Source organism: Salmonella sp. SG203, from assembly GCF_013350575.1.
Lineage (GTDB): Bacteria > Pseudomonadota > Gammaproteobacteria > Enterobacterales > Enterobacteriaceae > Salmonella > Salmonella enterica.
Genome location: NZ_SNMT01000014.1, coordinates 25,546 through 44,676, shown reverse-complemented (window position 1 = coordinate 44,676; position 19,131 = coordinate 25,546). Strand labels below are relative to the sequence as shown.

Sequence of the window (19,131 nt, the reverse complement as noted above, 5' to 3'; positions counted from 1 at the left end):
ATCTCAATATGCGTCCAGCAGGCCGTAGCGCTAATCAGGTGCGTCCCGTAACCCTGACCCGTAACTATACAAAACACGCTGAAGGCTCGGTACTGGTCGAATTTGGAGATACCAAAGTGTTGTGCACCGCCTCCATTGAAGAAGGCGTCCCACGTTTTCTGAAAGGACAAGGCCAGGGGTGGATCACCGCAGAGTATGGCATGTTGCCTCGCGCTACCCATACCCGTAATGCGCGTGAAGCAGCAAAGGGTAAGCAGGGCGGCCGTACTATGGAAATTCAGCGTTTGATCGCGCGTGCGCTGCGTGCGGCGGTCGATCTGAAAACGCTCGGCGAATTTACCATTACGCTGGACTGCGATGTAATCCAGGCCGATGGCGGTACGCGTACAGCGTCTATTACCGGCGCCTGCGTGGCGTTGGCGGATGCGCTGAATAAATTGGTTGCCAACGGTAAGCTGAAAACCAACCCGATGAAAGGCATGGTGGCGGCGGTTTCCGTAGGCATCGTTAACGGCGAAGCGATCTGCGATCTGGAATATGTTGAAGATTCCGCCGCAGAAACCGACATGAACGTCGTGATGACTGAAGACGGCCGCATTATTGAAGTACAGGGTACCGCGGAAGGCGAGCCGTTCAGCCATGAAGAACTTCTCACTTTGTTGGCGCTGGCCCGAGGGGGAATTGAATCCATTGTGGCGACGCAGAAGGCGGCGTTAGAAAATTGATTTTAAGGCGACTGAAAAGTCGCCTTTTTTTTGTCCGTAAATTTCGTAAATGATGAAAGTAAGAAAAGGAGCGAATCCATGAAACCGTATCAGCGCCAGTTTATTGAGTTTGCGCTTAACAAGCAGGTACTAAAGTTTGGCGAGTTTACGCTGAAATCCGGGCGCAAAAGCCCCTATTTCTTCAACGCCGGGCTGTTTAATACCGGGCGCGACCTGGCGTTGTTAGGCCGTTTTTATGCCGAAGCGCTGGTGGATTCCGGTATTGAATTTGATCTGCTGTTTGGCCCCGCGTACAAAGGTATTCCGATCGCGACGACGACGGCGGTTGCGCTGGCGGAACATCACGATAAAGACCTGCCGTACTGCTTTAACCGCAAAGAGGCAAAAGATCATGGCGAAGGCGGGAGTCTGGTGGGCAGCGCGCTACAGGGCCGCGTGATGCTGGTGGATGACGTGATTACCGCAGGTACGGCGATTCGCGAGTCGATGGAGATTATTCAGGCGCACGGGGCTACGCTGGCTGGCGTACTGATTTCGCTGGATCGTCAGGAACGTGGCCGCGGCGAGATTTCCGCGATTCAGGAAGTGGAGCGCGACTATGGTTGTAAGGTTATCTCCATCATTACGCTGAAAGACCTGATTGCCTATCTGGAAGAAAAACCTGATATGGCTGAGCATCTGGCGGCTGTGCGAGCATACCGGGAAGAATTTGGCGTGTAAGCGAATTGCCCGGTGGCGCTTTACCGGGCTTATGTTTCTGTCGCCTGGATAAGGCGTGAGCCACTATCCAGTCAGCGTTACTGTAGCTGAGCGGCAATGAGCGGCCAGCGGGCGTCGAAATCGTCCGTTGGGCGGTATTTAAATTCGCTACGCACGAACCGTGAAAGCATACCTTCACAGAAGGCTAACAGCTGGCTTGCCAGCAGATTTTCATCCGTCGTGTAGCCTTCGCCTTCACGCATTCTTTTTTCTCGTAGCACCTGGCGGAGCTGCGCTTCGATGCGTTCAAAAAGCTGATTAATGCGCCCCTGCAGGCGATCCTGTTCAAACATCAGCGCGTGCCCGGTAAGAATGCGCGTCAGGCCAGGGTTGCGTTCGCCAAAACCCAGAATCAGCAACACAATCAGGCGCAAACGCGTGCTGGTGTTTTTTTCATCTTTTAAAATCAGATTGATACGGGTAATCAGACTATCTTCGATAAACTCAATCAGGCTATCGAACATGCGGGTCTTGCTGGGAAAATGGCGGTATAGCGCCGCTTCGGAAACGCCGACCGAGGCCGCCAGTTTTGCCGTCGTGATGCGTTGGCTTCCATCGCTGGATTCAAGCATCAGCGCCAGTGACTGAAGTATTTCTTCGCGACGATTCCTTTTCGCAGTTTGTTTTTCTGCCATGTTACAAAATACCCCTGAAAATAAGCACTTGCCAGGCGAGCACCCACGCTATAACCGCAAACTCAGCGCTTGCGGCAGTATTATGACGTTATGGGGATGCGTAAAATTTACTTACGGCCAGAATGACCGAAGCCGCCCTCGCCACGTTCGGTGGCGTCAAATGCTTCCACCAGATTAAATTCGGCCTGAACGACCGGAACAAACACCATTTGCGCGATACGTTCGCCCGGTTCAATGGTAAAACTGTCCTGACCACGGTTCCAGATCGAAACCATCAGTTGCCCCTGATAATCGGAATCAATCAGCCCGACCAGGTTGCCCAGCACGATACCATGTTTATGGCCCAGGCCCGAACGCGGCAACATGACTGCCGCCAGTGATGGATCGGCGATATGAATGGCCAGTCCGGTAGGTACCAACGTCGTTGCGCCAGGCGCCAGTTCTACGGCGTCGTCGAGACAGGCGCGCAGGTCAAGCCCGGCAGAACCAGAAGTAGCATAAGTCGGCAGCGGAAACTGCTGACCAACACGCGGGTCCAGAATCTTAACGTCGATTTTTTTCATCATAACGGGTCACGATCTCGTCGAGTAATAATTGGCCCAGGAGTTCTTTTCGCTCAAGCGGTAAGACTTTATCTCCATCCTGCCAGAAAAGGTGTAAAGCGTTTTTATCGCTATTAAATCCTTGATTTGAAAGTGAAACATCATTTGCACAAATCAGGTCAAGGTTTTTACGGATACGTTTTTGCCGGGCGTATTCTTCCACATTATTCGTTTCCGCGGCAAACCCAACAACGTAGGGTCGATTGTCACTGAGTGCGGCCACCCCGGCGACAATGTCCGGGTTTTTGACCATTTTTATTAGTAATTCATCACCTTGCGCCGCCTGTTTTTTGATTTTTTCACTGGCGATAGTCTCTGCGCGATAGTCAGCCACGGCGGCGCAGCTAATGAAAATGTGCTGCTGTTGAACGGCGGCCTGAACAGCGGCTTCCATGTCCAGCGCGGTTATGACATCAACCCGTTTTACAAAAGGCGGCGTCGGTAACGAAACGGGACCGGAGACCAGCGTGACATTTGCGCCGCGACGCGCGGCGGCCGCCGCAATAGCGAAGCCCATTTTACCTGAGCTGTGGTTGGAAATATAACGCACCGGGTCGAGCGGTTCGCGCGTCGGGCCTGCCGTAATCATGATATTAAGATGTCGCAGATCGTTGACGGCGGCGAAATGCGCGGCGGCCTTATCAACGATAACTAATGGGTCCAGCATTCTGCCTGGGCCTACGTCGCCGCACGCCTGACTGCCGCTATCCGGCCCCCAAATGAACAGGCCGCGAGAGGCGAGCACCTCCAGATTATGTTGCGTGGCGGCAGCGCGGTACATCTGTTGGTTCATGGCCGGAAGCACGGCCACCGGGGCTGGCGTCGCCAGGCAAATGGTGGAGACTAAATCATTAGCCATACCCGATGCTACACGGGCGATCAGGTCGGCGGTCGCGGGGGCAAGAATCACCAGGTCGGCCCATTTCCCCAACTCGATATGCCCCATCGCGGCTTCAGCGGCAGGGTCAAGCAGACTGTCGGATACGGGATAGCCCGACACTGCCTGTAAGCTCAGGGGGGTAATAAAGGCTTTTGCCGCCTCGGTCATTGCCACGCGCACGTCAGCGCCGCGCTCACGTAAACGGCGCACCAGCTCCGGCGTTTTATACGCAGCGATACCGCCGCTAACGCCGAGAACAATTTTTTTACCGGCCAGGCTCATCATGTCTTTCCTGTTGGGTGACTTTGAAAGGCGGCTATTTTATCACAATCTCTACGGCGTCGTGTCTTTGCCTGCGCTCCACTTTGCGAGGCGCTACGCAAGAACAAAATCGGGGCGTCGATCTCTCCCAAAGGCTGTGCCACTATGCCGCTTCCTTAAAAAAGGAGGTGCGCGTATGGATACGTTGGACGAATTATTACCGCGTGAAAAAATGCTCAGATCCGGCATTGCTTCCCTCAGCGACGTGGAGCTGCTGGCGCTTTTTTTACGTACCGGCACGCCGGGAAAAGATGTTATGACGTTGGCAAAAGAGATATTGCAGCACTTTGGGTCGCTGTATGGCCTGCTGTCGGCGGACTTTGCGCAGTTTCGCGGCGTAAACGGCATCGGCCTGGCGAAATTCGCGCAGTTGAAAGGCATTGCTGAGCTGGCAAGGCGCTATTACAGCGTGCGCATGAATGAGGAAAGTGCGTTGCTGAGTCCGGAAATGACGCGGGAATTTCTGCAAAGCCAACTGACGGGCGAAGAGCGTGAGATCTTTCTGGTGATCTTCCTAGATGCCCAGCACCGGGTGCTTCAGCACAGCCGCCTGTTTTCCGGCACGCTTAACCACGTAGAGGTGCATCCGCGTGAGATTGTTCGGGAAGCGATTAAACTCAATGCTTCAGCGGTCATTCTGGCGCATAATCACCCTTCAGGCTGCGCAGAGCCAAGTAAAGCAGATAAACTTATCACTGAGCGCGTGATAAAGTGTTGCCAGTTTATGGATATCCGGGTGCTCGATCACCTGATAATTGGGCGCGGAGAGTACGTTTCTTTTGCCGAACGCGGCTGGATTTAAGACTCTTTGCGCGATCCATCGGGATCTTTGTCTGTTCGGGACTTGAGCATATCGCCGGGTCAGCGTATACTACGCCACCTTTGAGAATCTCGGGTTTGGCATTTGGGCCTGGCAATCGAGAGTTCAATAGAACTGCGCGATGACCAGGCTGTAAAGCCTGACGAGGCGCCGATACCCCATACGAAGCTCGAGCTAATTTGATTTTTGGAGAATAGACATGTCCCGAGTCTGCCAAGTTACTGGCAAGCGTCCGGTGACCGGTAACAACCGTTCCCACGCACTGAACGCGACTAAACGCCGTTTCCTGCCTAACCTGCACTCTCACCGTTTCTGGGTTGAGAGCGAGAAGCGTTTTGTCACCCTGCGTGTATCTGCTAAAGGTATGCGTATCATCGATAAAAAAGGCATCGAAACAGTTCTGTCTGAACTGCGTGCCCGTGGCGAAAAGTACTAAGTACTAAGAGGAAATAAATCATGGCTAAAGGTATTCGTGAGAAAATCAAGCTGGTTTCTTCTGCTGGTACTGGTCACTTCTATACCACGACGAAGAACAAACGTACTAAACCGGAAAAACTGGAACTGAAAAAATTCGATCCAGTTGTCCGTCAGCACGTGATCTACAAAGAAGCGAAAATCAAATAATTCTCGCTTTGATGTAACAAAAACCTCGCTTCGGCGGGGTTTTTTGTTTTCTGGCCGTCCCCATATTAATGAGACCTGCCACACAGCCGGAGACGTTATGCCTGAATTACCCGAAGTTGAAACCAGCCGCCGGGGTATTGAACCCCATTTAGTTGGCGCTACTATCCTGCACGCCCATATCCGTAACGGCCGTCTGCGCTGGCCGGTTTCAGATGAAATTTATCGTCTGAGCGATACACCCGTCCTTAGCGTTCAGCGTCGTGCTAAATATTTACTGCTGGAGCTGCCTGACGGCTGGATAATTATTCACCTGGGGATGTCGGGAAGCTTGCGGATACTGTCGGAAGCGCTGCCGGCGGAAAAGCACGACCATGTCGATTTGGTGATGAGCAACGGCAAAACTCTACGTTATACCGATCCTCGCCGCTTTGGCGCCTGGTTATGGACCAAAGAGCTGGAAGGGCATAACGTACTGGCGCATCTGGGACCGGAGCCGCTAAGCGATGAGTTTAATGGCGAATATTTGCAGCAGAAATGCGCGAAGAAGAAGACGGCGATTAAACCCTGGCTGATGGATAACAAGCTGGTGGTCGGCGTGGGGAATATCTACGCCAGCGAGTCGCTGTTTGCCGCTGGTATTCACCCTGACCGCCTGGCGTCGTCACTCTCGACAGAGGAGTGCGATCTGCTGGCGCGGGTGATTAAAGCCGTTTTGCTGCGCTCTATTGAACAAGGCGGGACAACGCTGAAGGATTTTCTGCAAAGCGATGGGAAACCGGGCTATTTTGCGCAGGAGTTGCAGGTGTACGGGCGCAAAGGCGAGCCGTGTCGGGTATGCGGTACGCCGATAGTCGCCACGAAACACGCACAGCGTGCGACGTTCTATTGCCGTCACTGTCAGAAGTAAAACGCCAGGCCCGGCAAGGAAGGAAACTTATTTCAACTTATCCATTAGCGCCTGATGCACATTGTCCGGCAGAAAGTGGGTCACATCGCCCTGATGGCGTGCCACTTCTTTGACCAGCGACGATGAAATAAACGACCACTCTTTGGACGGCATCAGGAAAACGCTTTCCAGTTGCGGCATCAGATGGCGATTCATATGCGCCAACTGCATTTCATATTCAAAATCCGCCACCGCGCGCAGACCACGAATCAGGATATTCGCCTGTCTGTCGCGGGCGAAATTGGCCATCAGGTCGCTAAAGCCTACCACCTCTACGTTACCCAGGTGTGCGGTCGCTTTTTGCGCCAGCGCCACACGTTCGTCCAGGGTGAACATGGGTTTCTTGCCGGGGCTGGCGGCGATAGCCAGAATGACATGGTCGAACATCTGCGTTGCGCGCGTCACAATATCGAGATGACCGTTAGTAATCGGATCAAACGTACCTGGATAAATCGCCCGTTTTTGCATGACAGTCCTCAATGCGTTTTCGGTGGCAGATAAGGTTCCAGCAGTTGCAGCAGACGCTGGAGCGCGCCCTGATTTTGATACAGCACTTCAACTGCGTGACGTCCGTAGAAATTACGATAATCAGCGTCGGTCAGTAAAGAGGAAACTTCTTTTGCCAGCGTAGCCGCATCGGTAATCGTGATAAGTCCGCTCGCCTGATCCAGACGGGCGCAAATATCTTTAAAGTTAAAGGTATGCGGACCCATCAGTACCGGAATCGCATGAGCGGCGGCCTCCAGCGGGTTATGACCGCCGCGTTCAACCAGCGAACCACCAACAAAGGCGAGATCGGCAATGCCATAGAGCAACATTAATTCGCCCATGGTATCGCCTACCACGACCTGGGTGCTGGCGGACGGTACTTCGCCCGAAGAACGAGTGATGTAGCTTAACCCTGCCTGACGCACAAGATTGATAGCATCCGGGAAACGCTCCGGATGGCGGGGCACCAGAATCAGTAATAAATTCGGGAATTGATGTAATAACGCCTGGTGAGCGGCGATAACGATACTCTCTTCGCCATCGTGGGTGCTGGTGGCAATCCAGACCGGACGGTGCGGCGCCCACTGGCGGCGTAGCGTAACGGCTTTAGCCGCCAGCTGCGGCGTAACTGAAATATCAAATTTCAGACTGCCGGTGACCGTGACCTGATTGTTCTTCGCGCCCAATGCCACAAAGCGTTCGCCATCTTCTTCGTTTTGCGCGGCAATCAGGGTGATACGGCGCAAGAGCGTACGGACAAACTTGCCAAGCTTCGCATAACCCGCGGCGGAGCGGGCGGAAAGCCGCGCATTAGCGATAACCAGCGGAATATGACGTTTGTGCAGCGCAGCAATCAGATTTGGCCAGAGCTCAGTCTCCATGATCAATACCAGCTTAGGATCAATCTTATTGAGGAAACGATTGAGCGCATCGGGCAAATCATAAGGCAAGTAAACGTGCTGAACATCGTTGCCAAAGGCGGACTGGACGCGCTCCGAGCCGGTCGGCGTCATGGTCGTTACGGTAATAGGCAGATCGGGATAGCGATGACGTAGAGCGCGGACCAATGGGATGGCCGCCAGAGTTTCGCCCACCGAGACGGAATGCAGCATGATTCCGCCCGGTTTCAACGGACGGCGGTAGAATCCGTAGCGTTCACCCCAGCGCTTACGATAGGCCGGCGCTTTACGTCCACGCACCCAAAGCCGTATCCAGATCAGAGGCTGAATAAGGTAGAGAAGAGCGGTGTAAAGCAATTCGAGCATAGTAAATAGCTGACTTATGGATGTGCTGGGGATTCTATGTATTTAGCCTGGGCTTTACCATTACTTTTCCCATTTTTGCGCCAAATTGGCTCAGAAGCGAGGATTCCAGGCGCTGAACCCCATTATTTTTGCATTTTTACGCAATCCATTGAAATTTGCCGCCCTTGTCGCCCCAGACAATGGGAATGACCATTCACAAGAGGGGGATAAATTATTATCTCTTTGAATTTATGATTAAAAAAATGATTGTGTATAAAAATTATTCGTATCGGATTGCTGCGAAAGAAGTGTTACACTAGCGCATCTAAAATGAGTGCGGTATTAGCCATCGGGTTGCTGTGAAGCCTGGGGCGGTAGCGTGCTTTTTTCTGCTTATTTATCCGGACAATTTCAACCAAAGAGTCGCTTGTGGAAAAGCCATTTCGAAGAATTCTGATTATAAAAATGCGTTTTCATGGAGACATGTTACTTACCACCCCTGTCATCAGCACGCTGAAGCAGAATTATCCCGATGCAAAAATCGATGTGCTTCTTTACCAGAACACCATACCGATATTGTCGGAAAATCCGGAGATTAATGCACTCTACGGCATCAGTAACAAAGGCGCAGGAACAAAAGAGAAGATCAAAAACGCGCTATCGCTAATCAAAAAATTGCGTGCTAACTCGTATGATCTGGTCGTCAATCTCACCGATCAGTGGAGCGTGGCGCTTATTGTGCGTTTTTTAAACGCAAAAATAAAAATCTCGCAGGATTTCGGTAATCGTCAGTCTGCTCTATGGAAAAAGAGCTTTACGCATTTAGTACCTTATGCGGGAGAACATGCTGTTGAGCGCACATTATCCGCGCTAAAGCCGTTAGCGCTAAAACAGTATGTCACGGAAACCACCATGAGCTATCGCCCGGAACATTGGGAAAACATGCGACAACAGCTCAAACAACTTGGTGTGACCCGACAATATGTTGTTATTCAGCCTACGGCACGGCAGCTATTTAAGTGCTGGGATAATGATAAATTCTCGCAGGTTATTGATGCCGTGCAGCGCCGCGGTTATCAAGTTGTACTGACGTCAGGCCCGGCCGCAGACGAGATGGCCTGCGTGGATGCTATTGCACGCGGCTGTGAGACAAAACCGGTTACTGGTCTGGCGGGTAAAACTCGCTTTCCTGAATTGGGTGCGTTGATTGACCATGCGGATCTCTTTATCGGCGTTGATTCGGCCCCCGGTCATATTGCCGCAGCAGTCAAAACGCCGGTCATTTGTCTTTTTGGCGCGACGGATCATGTATTCTGGCGTCCCTGGACCGACGACATCATTCAGTTTTGGGCAGGAAATTATCAGCCGATGCCTGAACGGCATGAGCTTGATCGTAATAAAAAATACCTTTCCGTGATTCCGGCTGAAGATGTTATCGCCGCGACGGAAAAAATGCTGCCGCATGAGGCACGCACCATAGATTTGGACAGCCTGCTATGAGAGTTGCCTTTTGCTTATATAAATATTTTCCTTTTGGCGGTCTGCAGCGTGATTTTATGCGCATTGCCCAAACCGTGGCGGCGCGAGGGCATCAGGTTCGTGTTTATACTCAGTCATGGGAAGGGGAATGCCCGGATAACTTTGAATTAATCCGCGTGCCGGTTAAATCCCGGACGAACCACGGTCGTAACGCAGAATATTATGCCTGGGTGCAACACCATTTGCGCGACCACCCTGTCGATCGGGTGGTTGGATTCAATAAGATGCCGGGCCTTGATGTGTATTACGCCGCAGACGTGTGTTACGCCGAAAAAGTCGCACAGGAAAAAGGATTTTTCTATCGCCTGACATCACGCTATCGGCATTATGCTGCTTTTGAACGCGCCACGTTTGAACACGGCAAGCCGACGCAACTATTAATGCTGACGAATAAGCAGATTGCTGACTTCCAAAAACATTATCAGACTGAAGCGGAGCGTTTCCATATTCTTCCTCCGGGGATTTACCCGGACAGAAAATATAGCCAACAGATCCCAAACAGTCGTCAAATTTATCGTCAGAAAAATGGTATCTCAGAACAGCAAAAATTACTGTTGCAAGTAGGGTCTGACTTTACCCGTAAAGGTGTGGATCGCTCTATTGAAGCGCTGGCATCGCTACCCGAATCTTTACGGCAAAATACGGTGCTCTATGTTGTCGGGCAGGATAAGCCGAAGAAGTTTGCAGCACTGGCTGAAAGAAGCGGCGTCGGCACGAATGTGCATTTTTTCTCCGGACGTAATGATATCGCGGAGTTAATGGCGGCAGCCGACCTTTTACTGCATCCAGCCTATCAGGAAGCTGCTGGTATTGTTTTGCTGGAAGCCATTACTGCTGGTTTGCCGGTGCTGACAACCGCGGTGTGCGGTTATGCACATTATATTGTGGATGCAAACTGTGGCGAAGCGATGACTGAACCATTCCGCCAGGATGCGCTAAATGAGGTTTTACTCAAAGCGCTGACACAGCCTTCCTTACGCAACGCCTGGGCTGAAAATGCGCGGTATTATGCTGATACCCAGGATTTATACAGCTTACCGGAGAAGGCCGCGGATATTATTACAGGTGATTTAGATGGTTGAGCTGAAAGCGCCGTTAACCACACTATGGCGCGGTAAAGATGCTTTTGAGGAAGTAAAAACGTTACAGGGCGAAGTGTTCAGAGAGCTGGAGACGCGTCGAACATTGCGGTTTGAGCTGGACGGTAAAAGCTACTTCCTGAAGTGGCATAAAGGTACTTCGCTGAAAGAAATTGTGAAGAACCTGATTTCGTTACGTATGCCTGTTCTGGGCGCTGACAGAGAATGGCACGCCATTCATCGTCTACATGAGCTGGGCGTTGATACGATGCACGGCGTTGGTTTTGGTGAAAAAGGCGTAAACCCGCTAACCAGAACATCATTTATTATCACCGAAGATTTAACGCCCACCATTAGCCTTGAAGACTACTGTGCTGACTGGGCTGTTAATCCACCGGACGCGCAGGTGAAGTGGATGATCATTAAGCGTGTTGCGACTATGGTACGTAAAATGCACGCCGGGGGAATTAACCATCGCGACTGTTATATTTGCCACTTTCTTCTGCATTTACCTTTCACTGGTCGCGAAGAGGATTTAAAAATCTCCGTAATTGACCTGCATCGCGCGCAGATACGCCAGCACGTTCCCCTTCGCTGGCGTGACAAAGATTTAATTGGGCTTTATTTTTCTTCAATGAATATTGGCCTGACTCAGCGAGATATATTCCGGTTTATGCGTGAGTATTTCTCTCTCCCCCTGCGAGAGATTTTGCAAAAAGAATCGGGGTTGATTCATCAGGCAGATGTTAAAGCCGCTCGAATTAAAGAAAGGACAATAAGAAAAAATCTGTAATTATAATAATTATGCACTCAGTGAGTAATTTATGAGTGAGACAAGGATAGACAGAATGTCTAACATTAAAAGTTATATTTCAAACCAAAAAAACATAATTCAACATGATGATTTTTTTGGAAGAAGACTGGACATTGCTCTTTGCTTTGATCATGGTTTTATAATGCCAGCAGGTGTGGCAATATATTCCATTGTCGAAAATAATAAAGATATTGACTACGCCTTAAAGCAAAAAGAGAGATGTCAGGTAAAAATTACTCTATAGGGTTATATTACTATTTTTGCTATTTAATATCTAAAGTCTTTAGATTAAGGTTTTAACTCTGGGGTATATATGAAAATAGCTTTTATTGGCGAAGCGGTATCCGGTTTTGGAGGGATGGAAACCGTTATTAGCAACGTTATCCATACGTTTGAAAATAGCTCTCCGAAAATCAACTGTGAAATGTTTTTCTTTTGTCGTAATGACAAAATGGATAAAGCATGGCTAAAAGAGATTAAATATGCGCAATCATTCTCAAATATAAAATTAAGTTTTCTTCGTCGAGCTAAGCATGTTTATAATTTTAGTCAGTGGCTGAAAGAAACGTCACCGGATATTGTGATATGTATTGATATCATCTCATGTCTTTATGCCAATAAAGCACGAAAGAAAAGTGGTAAACAGTTTACTATTTTCTCGTGGCCGCATTTTTCGCTCGACCATAAAAAACATGCAGAATGTATAACGTACGCGGATTATCATCTGGCCATAAGTAGTGGTATTAAAGAACAGATGATGGCACGGGGTATCTCAGCGCAAAATATTAGCGTCGTTTATAATCCTGTCTCTATTAAAACAATCATTGTGCCGCCGCCTGAGCGCGATAAACCCGCTGTATTTCTCTATGTAGGGCGTCTTAAATTTGAAGGACAGAAAAGAGTTAAAGATTTATTTGATGGCTTAACTCGTACGACAGGGGAATGGCAGCTACATATTATTGGTGATGGCTCAGATTTTGAAAAGTGCCAGGCCTATAGTCGGGAGCTTGGTATTGAGCAGCGTGTGATCTGGTATGGTTGGCAAAGCGCGCCGTGGCAAGTCGTACAGCAAAAAATAAAAAATGTCACCGCGTTACTACTTACCTCTGCGTTTGAGGGATTTCCTATGACCCTGCTGGAAGCAATGTCATATGGAATTCCGTGTATTAGTTCTGATTGTATGTCTGGCCCGCGCGATATGATTAAACCCGGTTTGAATGGTGAGCTTTACACTCCGGGTGCTATAGATGATTTTGTAGGACACCTTAATCGCGTTATTTCTGGTGAAGTAAAATATCAGCATGATATTATTCCCGGCACGATTGAGAGATTTTACGATGTGCTATATTTTAAAAATTTTAATAATGCGATATTCTCGAAATTACAAAAGTGATCACTATGAGCAGAAAATATTTTGAAGAAGAAGTCATTCAACAGACTTTAGATTATAACTATGCACAACATAGTGATGCTGATAAATTTAATATAGCTTATGGGATTGATAAAAACTTTCTTTTTGGCTGTGGTGTCTCTATTGCATCGGTTCTCCTTGCTAACCCAGAGAAGGCGTTAGCTTTCCATGTTTTTACCGATTTCTTTGACTCTGAAGACCAGCAGCGATTTGAGGCATTAGCAAAACAGTACGCTACGCAGATTGTTGTTTACCTAATCGACTGTGAGCGCTTAAAATCGCTACCCAGTACCAAAAACTGGACCTATGCAACATACTTTAGATTCATTATCGCCGATTATTTTTCAGATAAAACAGATAGAGTACTTTATCTGGATGCAGATATTGCATGTAAGGGGAGTATTCTGGAACTTATTGATCTTAATTTTGCTGAAAATGAGATTGCGGCTGTCGTTGCTGAAGGCGAGTTGGAATGGTGGACTAAGCGCTCGGTTAGCCTGGCAACGCCTGGGCTGGTTTCTGGCTATTTTAATGCCGGTTTTATTTTAATTAACATACCTCTTTGGACCGCAGAAAATATCTCTAAGAAAGCGATTGAAATGCTAAAAGATCCAGAGGTAGTACAGCGCATAACGCACCTTGATCAGGATGTATTAAATATATTGTTAGTGAATAAAGCGCGTTTTGTTGATAAAAAATTTAATACACAATTTAGTCTTAACTATGAATTAAAAGATTCAGTTATTAATCCAGTCGATGCTGAGACTGTATTTGTTCATTATATCGGACCAACGAAGCCCTGGCATAGTTGGGGGGCTTACCCTGTGTCACAATATTTTTTACAGGCTAAGAGCAACTCACCGTGGTCTCATTGTGCACTTTTAAATCCAGTCACTAGCCATCAGTTACGTTATGCGGCAAAGCATATGTTTAATCAGAAGCATTATACTTCGGGTATAAATTACTATATAGCCTACTTTAAACGTAAACTTCTTGAATAAAACCCATAGGTGATGTAATGGATTCATTTCCTGAGATAGAAATAGCTGAATATAAAGTTTTTGATGAAAGTAATAATAATAATGATGATAACGTATTAAACATTTCTTATGGTGTTGATGAAAACTATCTTGATGGTGTGGGGGTATCAATCGCTTCAGTTGTATTAAACAATAATATCCCGCTCGCTTTTCACATTATTTGTGACTCATACTCTCCGTGTTTTGTAAAATATATAGAGCGTTTAGCCGTACAGCATCACATAAAAATTTCTCTTTATCTTATTAAAGTAGAAAGCCTTGAAGTATTGCCTCAAACTAAAGTATGGTCGAGAGCAATGTATTTTCGTTTATTTGCTTTCGATTATCTCAGCAAGAAGGTAAACACCTTACTTTATTTGGATGCCGATGTTGTATGCAAAGGATCTTTGCAAGATCTTCTACAACTTGATTTGACAGAGAAGATTGCTGCGGTCGTAAAAGATGTTGATTCCATCCAGAATAAGGTAAATGAGAGATTAAGAGCATTTAATTTACAAGGTGGTTATTTTAACTCCGGCGTGGTTTTTGTTAACCTGAAATTATGGAAAGAGAATGCCTTAACTGAAAAGGCATTTTTACTTCTGGCAGGTAAAGAAGCTGACTCTTTTAAATATCCCGATCAGGATGTTTTGAATATTCTCCTACAGGACAAAGTCATTTTTCTACCGCGACCGTATAATACCATTTATACTATCAAAAGTGAGTTGAAAGATAAGTCACATAAAAAATATAGCAATATAATTAATGATAATACTGTTTTAATTCATTATACGGGCGCTACAAAACCATGGCATGCCTGGGCAAATTATCCTTCAGTTATCTATTATAAAAATGCACGACTGAACTCGCCCTGGAAAGATTCTCCTGCAAAAGATGCGCGTACCATAGTCGAATTTAAGAAGCGATATAAACATCTTCTCGTGCAGGGCCATTATTTTAAAGGCCTGCTGGCTGGAAGCGCATATCTTTATCGTAAACTTTTCCACAAATAATTCCCCTCCCTAAATCTCCATTATGATTATTGAAAAAAAGATTAAAAACTATACCGTCTTTGTCAAAAAAGACGGTGAAAAATACATTGGGATATTCAAAGATTTTCTATCTTATAATCATCAGGTTATTAAAGTCTTCCGTAATATAGAAGATACAAAAGTTGTATTGATTAATACAGACTACGGAAAATATATTCTCAAAGTATTTAGCCCAAAAGTAAAAAATACTGAACGCTTTTTTAAATCGTTAGTAAAAGGGGATTACTACGAAAAGCTTTTTCATCAGACAGATCGTGTGCGGCGTGAAGGGTTTACGGCGCTTAATGATTTTTACCTGCTGGCGGAAATTAAAACATTACGCTATGTAAAAACATACGTGATGATAATTGAGTATATTGAAGGTATTGAACTTGTTGATATGCCAGAAATTTCTGACGAGGTGAGAGGGAAAGTCAAACAGTCGATATATTCTCTGCATCAGCATGGTATGGTTTCGGGCGATCCCCATAAAGGTAACTTTATCCTGCAAGGCAATGAGATCAGAATTATTGATTTGTCCGGAAAAAGACCTTCCAGACAACGAAAAGCAAAGGATCGTATTGATTTAGAAAGACATTATGGTATCAAAAATAATGTGAGAGATATCGGATTTTACTTATTGATTTATAAGAAAAAACTCCGAAATTTATTGCGTTGTATTAAGGGTAAGGAAAAACGCTGATCAATGTAGCACGTTTGGTTTAATTTAAGGGGTTGACTGACTTTTATTTGCTGCAGCGTTATGACATAATTGAGAGAATTTGAGATGTAATATTAGTTATTGAATATAACATTTATTTATAGGTTGCATGATAAACATACGAGTTTTTTATGGGCAGCGTTAACTTCATAACTCACGCCGATGTTCTGCAACTTATTGCGAAAAGAACGGCTGAAGATTGTATTATTTTTCTTTCTGGTCCTACGTCCAGAAAGACGCCGCTGTCCTTGTTACGAATGAAAGATGTCATTGCAGTCAATGGTTCTGTTCAATATTTGCTAAACAATAACGTCAAGCCATTTTTGTACCTTCTGACGGATGTTCGCTTCCTCCATCGTCGGCGCGAAGATTTTTATAACTTTAGCCGTAACAGTCAGTTTACTATCGTCAATCTTGATGTGTACGAACAGGCTTCAGTGGATGATCAAAAATATATTGAAGAAAACTGTTTAATTATTCGCTCCTTTTATCGCCGAGAAAAAGGGGGCTTTTTAAAAAAAATTAAATTTAATATCCTCAAGCGGGTTCATAAAGCATTACTTATTTCAGTTCCTCTTTCGAAAAGAGGGCGACTGGCTGGATTTTGCAAGGATATCAGCATCGGGTATTGCTCTTGCCATACTATTGCTTATACCGCTATTCAAGTTGCCTATTCCCTTAAGTATGGTCGTATTATATGTTCTGGGCTTGACTTAACAGGGAGTTGCCCACGTTTCTATGACGAATCTACCAGCCCTATGCCATCTGAGCTTAGTAAAGACTTGTTTAAAATACTGCCATTTTTTACTTTTATGAGAAAAAATGTGAGTGATTTAAATATCTTTAATTTATCAGATGATACTGCAATTCATTACGATGTTATTCCATATATTACAGCCTCGGAACTTGAGGATGAAATATATTACGATAAAATTGTCTAGACACTAGATAAATCATTATTTTGCGTTGCTTCGGCACGCATTTCTTTTTCTATAACATTTCTTTTTCTATAAAGTTAACTATTCTGGATTATAGCTATTATGATTAAAAAAATCATATTTACTGTTACTCCTATATTTTCAATTCCTCCTCGTGGTGCGGCTGCGGTAGAAACCTGGATTTACCAGGTTGCAAAACGACTATCAATACCGAGTGCTATTGCTTGTATAAAGAATGCTGGCTATCCTGAATATAATAAAATAAACGATAACTGTGATATTCATTACATTGGGTTTAGTAAAGTTTATAAGCGTCTTTTTCAGAAATGGACTCGTCTCGACCCACTACCCTATTCCCAGCGTGTCCTTAATATTAGAGATAAAGTGACTACCCAGGAAGATAGCGTCATTGTTATTCATAATAGTATGAAACTGTATCGGCAGATCAGAGAGCGCAATCCAAATGCAAAACTGGTTATGCACATGCATAACGCATTTGAACCAGAACTGCCTGATAATGATGCAAAAATTATCGTGCCCAGTCAGTTTCTTAAAGCGTTTTATGAAGAAAGATTGCCCGCCGCTGCTGTTAGTATTGTGCCTAATGGTTTTTGTGCTGAGACTTATAAAAGAAACCCACAAAATAACCTCCGTCAGCAATTAAATATTGCGGAAGATGCCACCGTTCTCTTATATGCCGGGAGAATTTCGCCTGATAAAGGCATCCTGTTGCTTTTGCAGGCGTTCAAAAAATTACGTACCTTAAAAAGTAATATTAAACTTGTCGTTGTTGGCGACCCTTATGCAAGCCGCAAGGGTGAAAAAGCAGAGTATCAAAAGAAAGTACTGGACGCCGCAAAAGAGATTGGAACTGATTGTATTATGGCTGGGGGGCAATCTCCTGACCAGATGCATAACTTCTATCATATAGCCGATCTGGTTATTGTGCCATCTCAGGTTGAAGAAGCATTTTGCATGGTGGCTGTAGAAGCGATGGCAGCAGGAAAAGCGGTTCTTGCCAGCAAAAAAGGGGGGATTAGCGAATTTGTGTTAGATGGCATAACGGGCTATCACCTCGCAGAACCTATGTCGAGCGACAGTATAATTAATGATATTAACCGTGCGCTTGCTGATAAGGAACGCCACCAGATTGCCGAAAAAGCAAAATCCCTGGTGTTTTCAAAATACAGTTGGGAAAATGTAGCGCAGCGTTTCGAGGAACAAATGAAAAACTGGTTTGATAAGTGATTGAGTCCTGATGATGGAAAACGCGCTGATACCGTAATAAGTATCAGCGCGTTTTTTTATCTATTTCTTAGCGCCAGCAGAAAACCGGTAATGATACCAATTTGAGCAATATCGACCTGTTCAAAATTACCACGAACGATATAAAAACCGACGAAAGATAAAAATAGCAAGAGATGAGCATTGTAGGGACTTATCTCTACTTTCCTGAAGGTAGAGCTGGCTGTTTCCCTGATGATAGCGCCATATAAATAGGCCAGGCTCGCCAGACCCAATATGCCAGCACTAAACCAGATGTACAGAATGGTATTATGCGGACCGATAGATTCTTTAAAGGTCCACGTTGGATAATCGACAACGCGTTTATTATAAACACTATCATAAACATCATTACTATAGCCGTAGCCCTTGATCGGGTTTTCCTGAATCAGTATCCACGCGGTGCCCTGGGTTCCGTTAGTATAACGATATGAGCTATCTGTCTGCTGTAATTTATACAGTAGTCGCTCCTGATCCGGTTTATGGCTTTGCTGAGTGATAACTAAAACGCCAGCAATAACCAGGATAGCAGCGCCAATTCCCATTAGTTTCCACTGGCGGTTCAAAATCGCCCATAAAACGCCCACCACTAAAACTGCCAGCCATGCTCCCCGCGACAAGGTGCCTAACATTAAGAATAAGTAGACGGCGCTCAGCGCAAAGAAAGCGAGTTTGAGCGATGTTTTTCTGAATAGCCAGATATTCAACAATGCCGGGAACAGAAATACCATTGAATCAGATATATGTCGATGGTCATAGTTTGTAAATGGCATCACCCCCCTGGAATAGTCCTGAATATAAAAGACAATTTCTACCAGCGAACGTAATCCTAAACTTGTTAAAAAGGAGAAAAGTACTATTTTCGCAACCGTTTCTTTTGTTTCATCTTTTAATAGTACGGGGATTAATAAAGTATATAATAAGAAACCCTCCAGTACCGTATTTTCAAATTCCTTGAAACTTTCTTTCATATCTGGCGATATGAGTATGGAATAAACAAGGATTAATGATAATACTGCTACGCTATAAAATACGCTATTTTTGAAAAGAGGAGAAAAACTTTTCGGTGAGCGTGAGACATGGTAAATCGCGGTGATAACCATAAGTATGATTATCAAATGTTTATAACGCGTAATACCATCCAGAAAATACGTGGCAACAAAAAGAAAAACCAGCGCTTTATTCCAGATCGGCTTCCATTTCTCTTTATTTAACGTTAATGATGTGGTTAGCATCTTTTCTCCACAATA

At 45.9% G+C, this 19,131-nt stretch carries 21 protein-coding genes and 1 pseudogene; 16 read left to right on the top strand and 6 right to left on the bottom strand.

The window, feature by feature from the left end; all coding sequences use genetic code 11:
- Positions 1-8 precede the first annotated feature (8 nt).
- Positions 9-725 (top strand): ribonuclease PH, encoded by a 717-nt coding sequence (rph, locus tag HV477_RS18470; protein WP_001247078.1) that lies wholly within the window; start codon positions 9-11, stop codon positions 723-725.
- A 78-nt stretch (positions 726-803) separates the two neighbouring features.
- Entirely contained in the window at positions 804-1,445 is a 642-nt protein-coding gene (gene pyrE / locus HV477_RS18465; RefSeq protein ID WP_000806167.1) for an orotate phosphoribosyltransferase, read from the top strand.
- 77 nt (positions 1,446-1,522) lie between these two features.
- Here the strand turns inward: pyrE and slmA are convergent, their stop codons facing one another.
- The 3 genes from slmA to coaBC all read right to left on the bottom strand — a co-directional run bounded on the left by slmA (position 1,523) and on the right by coaBC (position 3,883).
- Positions 1,523-2,119 (bottom strand): nucleoid occlusion factor SlmA, encoded by a 597-nt coding sequence (gene slmA / locus HV477_RS18460; protein ID WP_000818607.1) that lies wholly within the window; start codon positions 2,117-2,119, stop codon positions 1,523-1,525.
- 107 nt (positions 2,120-2,226) lie between these two features.
- Positions 2,227-2,685, bottom strand: a complete 459-nt coding sequence (dut, locus tag HV477_RS18455; RefSeq protein ID WP_000976078.1) for a dUTP diphosphatase — start codon at positions 2,683-2,685, stop codon at positions 2,227-2,229.
- Entirely contained in the window at positions 2,663-3,883 is a 1,221-nt protein-coding gene (coaBC, locus tag HV477_RS18450; protein WP_000050176.1) for a bifunctional phosphopantothenoylcysteine decarboxylase/phosphopantothenate--cysteine ligase CoaBC, read from the bottom strand. The genes dut and coaBC overlap by 23 nt, the downstream gene beginning before the upstream one ends.
- Positions 3,884-4,058: 175 nt before the next feature.
- Between coaBC and radC the strand changes: the two genes are divergently transcribed.
- The 4 genes from radC (at position 4,059) to mutM (ending at position 6,273) form a co-directional block, all read left to right on the top strand.
- Positions 4,059-4,724, top strand: coding sequence for a DNA repair protein RadC (gene radC / locus HV477_RS18445; RefSeq protein WP_000380129.1), 666 nt, complete (start codon positions 4,059-4,061; stop codon positions 4,722-4,724).
- 217 nt (positions 4,725-4,941) lie between these two features.
- A complete protein-coding gene (rpmB, locus tag HV477_RS18440) occupies positions 4,942-5,178 on the top strand; it encodes a 50S ribosomal protein L28 (RefSeq protein ID WP_001519051.1) in 237 nt (78 codons plus the stop codon).
- 20 nt (positions 5,179-5,198) lie between these two features.
- Complete coding sequence (gene rpmG / locus HV477_RS18435; RefSeq protein WP_001051798.1) at positions 5,199-5,366, top strand: 50S ribosomal protein L33; 168 nt, start codon at positions 5,199-5,201, stop codon at positions 5,364-5,366.
- A gap of 97 nt (positions 5,367-5,463) precedes the next feature.
- The gene (gene mutM, locus HV477_RS18430) at positions 5,464-6,273 is read left to right on the top strand and encodes a bifunctional DNA-formamidopyrimidine glycosylase/DNA-(apurinic or apyrimidinic site) lyase (protein ID WP_079898901.1); all 810 of its coding nucleotides are present in this window, start codon (positions 5,464-5,466) and stop codon (positions 6,271-6,273) included.
- Between the two features lie 27 nt (positions 6,274-6,300).
- On the opposite strand, the gene coaD is transcribed toward mutM, so the two are convergent.
- Both coaD and waaA read right to left on the bottom strand, forming a co-directional pair.
- Positions 6,301-6,780: a pantetheine-phosphate adenylyltransferase gene (gene coaD, locus HV477_RS18425; protein ID WP_001171884.1), complete on the bottom strand. Its 480-nt coding sequence runs from the start codon at positions 6,778-6,780 to the stop codon at positions 6,301-6,303.
- Positions 6,781-6,788: 8 nt separating this feature from the next.
- Positions 6,789-8,066: a lipid IV(A) 3-deoxy-D-manno-octulosonic acid transferase gene (waaA, locus tag HV477_RS18420; protein ID WP_000891582.1), complete on the bottom strand. Its 1,278-nt coding sequence runs from the start codon at positions 8,064-8,066 to the stop codon at positions 6,789-6,791.
- A gap of 408 nt (positions 8,067-8,474) precedes the next feature.
- Between waaA and rfaQ the strand changes: the two genes are divergently transcribed.
- From rfaQ to HV477_RS18370, 10 genes and pseudogenes are all read left to right on the top strand, one after another.
- Positions 8,475-9,545, top strand: coding sequence for a lipopolysaccharide core heptosyltransferase RfaQ (rfaQ, locus tag HV477_RS18415; RefSeq protein WP_001526672.1), 1,071 nt, complete (start codon positions 8,475-8,477; stop codon positions 9,543-9,545).
- Entirely contained in the window at positions 9,542-10,666 is a 1,125-nt protein-coding gene (locus tag HV477_RS18410) for a glycosyltransferase family 4 protein (RefSeq protein ID WP_001261577.1), read from the top strand. The genes rfaQ and HV477_RS18410 overlap by 4 nt, the downstream gene beginning before the upstream one ends.
- Positions 10,659-11,456, top strand: a complete 798-nt coding sequence (gene rfaP, locus HV477_RS18405) for a lipopolysaccharide core heptose(I) kinase RfaP (protein ID WP_000229825.1) — start codon at positions 10,659-10,661, stop codon at positions 11,454-11,456. Before HV477_RS18410 ends, rfaP begins: the two co-directional genes overlap by 8 nt.
- Before the next feature lie 55 nt (positions 11,457-11,511).
- A pseudogene (locus HV477_RS18400) lies at positions 11,512-11,673 on the top strand (glycosyltransferase family 8 protein); the annotation flags it as partial.
- 117 nt (positions 11,674-11,790) lie between these two features.
- Positions 11,791-12,870, top strand: a complete 1,080-nt coding sequence (gene waaB / locus HV477_RS18395; protein WP_000683975.1) for a lipopolysaccharide 1,6-galactosyltransferase — start codon at positions 11,791-11,793, stop codon at positions 12,868-12,870.
- Positions 12,871-12,875: 5 nt separating this feature from the next.
- A complete protein-coding gene (gene waaO / locus HV477_RS18390) occupies positions 12,876-13,889 on the top strand; it encodes a lipopolysaccharide 3-alpha-galactosyltransferase (RefSeq protein ID WP_020838486.1) in 1,014 nt (337 codons plus the stop codon).
- Between the two features lie 17 nt (positions 13,890-13,906).
- Positions 13,907-14,920, top strand: a complete 1,014-nt coding sequence (gene rfaJ / locus HV477_RS18385) for a lipopolysaccharide 1,2-glucosyltransferase RfaJ (RefSeq protein WP_000376874.1) — start codon at positions 13,907-13,909, stop codon at positions 14,918-14,920.
- Between the two features lie 22 nt (positions 14,921-14,942).
- Positions 14,943-15,641: a lipopolysaccharide core heptose(II) kinase RfaY gene (rfaY, locus tag HV477_RS18380; protein WP_020838487.1), complete on the top strand. Its 699-nt coding sequence runs from the start codon at positions 14,943-14,945 to the stop codon at positions 15,639-15,641.
- A gap of 149 nt (positions 15,642-15,790) precedes the next feature.
- Positions 15,791-16,600 (top strand): 3-deoxy-D-manno-oct-2-ulosonate III transferase WaaZ, encoded by an 810-nt coding sequence (gene waaZ / locus HV477_RS18375; protein WP_000536019.1) that lies wholly within the window; start codon positions 15,791-15,793, stop codon positions 16,598-16,600.
- A 99-nt stretch (positions 16,601-16,699) separates the two neighbouring features.
- On the top strand, positions 16,700-17,845 hold the full coding sequence (locus HV477_RS18370) for a lipopolysaccharide N-acetylglucosaminyltransferase (RefSeq protein WP_000591834.1): 1,146 nt from the start codon (positions 16,700-16,702) through the stop codon (positions 17,843-17,845).
- 56 nt (positions 17,846-17,901) lie between these two features.
- Here HV477_RS18370 and rfaL read toward each other — a convergent pair whose 3' ends face one another.
- Positions 17,902-19,116: an O-antigen ligase RfaL gene (gene rfaL / locus HV477_RS18365; protein WP_000958444.1), complete on the bottom strand. Its 1,215-nt coding sequence runs from the start codon at positions 19,114-19,116 to the stop codon at positions 17,902-17,904.
- Between the last annotated feature and the right edge of the window lie 15 nt (positions 19,117-19,131).

Bases quoted from the DNA above. Each gene is read 5' to 3' on its own strand.
- rph (WP_001247078.1), top strand. From the start codon at position 9: ATGCGTCCAGCAGGCCGTAGCGCTAATCAGGTGCGTCCCGTAACCCTG.
- pyrE (WP_000806167.1), top strand. From the start codon at position 804: ATGAAACCGTATCAGCGCCAGTTTATTGAGTTTGCGCTTAACAAGCAG.
- slmA (WP_000818607.1), bottom strand. From the start codon at position 2,119: ATGGCAGAAAAACAAACTGCGAAAAGGAATCGTCGCGAAGAAATACTT.
- dut (WP_000976078.1), bottom strand. From the start codon at position 2,685: ATGATGAAAAAAATCGACGTTAAGATTCTGGACCCGCGTGTTGGTCAG.
- coaBC (WP_000050176.1), bottom strand. From the start codon at position 3,883: ATGAGCCTGGCCGGTAAAAAAATTGTTCTCGGCGTTAGCGGCGGTATC.
- radC (WP_000380129.1), top strand. From the start codon at position 4,059: ATGGATACGTTGGACGAATTATTACCGCGTGAAAAAATGCTCAGATCC.
- rpmB (WP_001519051.1), top strand. From the start codon at position 4,942: ATGTCCCGAGTCTGCCAAGTTACTGGCAAGCGTCCGGTGACCGGTAAC.
- rpmG (WP_001051798.1), top strand. From the start codon at position 5,199: ATGGCTAAAGGTATTCGTGAGAAAATCAAGCTGGTTTCTTCTGCTGGT.
- mutM (WP_079898901.1), top strand. From the start codon at position 5,464: ATGCCTGAATTACCCGAAGTTGAAACCAGCCGCCGGGGTATTGAACCC.
- coaD (WP_001171884.1), bottom strand. From the start codon at position 6,780: ATGCAAAAACGGGCGATTTATCCAGGTACGTTTGATCCGATTACTAAC.
- waaA (WP_000891582.1), bottom strand. From the start codon at position 8,066: ATGCTCGAATTGCTTTACACCGCTCTTCTCTACCTTATTCAGCCTCTG.
- HV477_RS18410 (WP_001261577.1), top strand. From the start codon at position 9,542: ATGAGAGTTGCCTTTTGCTTATATAAATATTTTCCTTTTGGCGGTCTG.
- rfaP (WP_000229825.1), top strand. From the start codon at position 10,659: ATGGTTGAGCTGAAAGCGCCGTTAACCACACTATGGCGCGGTAAAGAT.
- waaB (WP_000683975.1), top strand. From the start codon at position 11,791: ATGAAAATAGCTTTTATTGGCGAAGCGGTATCCGGTTTTGGAGGGATG.
- waaO (WP_020838486.1), top strand. From the start codon at position 12,876: ATGAGCAGAAAATATTTTGAAGAAGAAGTCATTCAACAGACTTTAGAT.
- rfaJ (WP_000376874.1), top strand. From the start codon at position 13,907: ATGGATTCATTTCCTGAGATAGAAATAGCTGAATATAAAGTTTTTGAT.
- rfaY (WP_020838487.1), top strand. From the start codon at position 14,943: ATGATTATTGAAAAAAAGATTAAAAACTATACCGTCTTTGTCAAAAAA.
- waaZ (WP_000536019.1), top strand. From the start codon at position 15,791: ATGGGCAGCGTTAACTTCATAACTCACGCCGATGTTCTGCAACTTATT.
- HV477_RS18370 (WP_000591834.1), top strand. From the start codon at position 16,700: ATGATTAAAAAAATCATATTTACTGTTACTCCTATATTTTCAATTCCT.
- rfaL (WP_000958444.1), bottom strand. From the start codon at position 19,116: ATGCTAACCACATCATTAACGTTAAATAAAGAGAAATGGAAGCCGATC.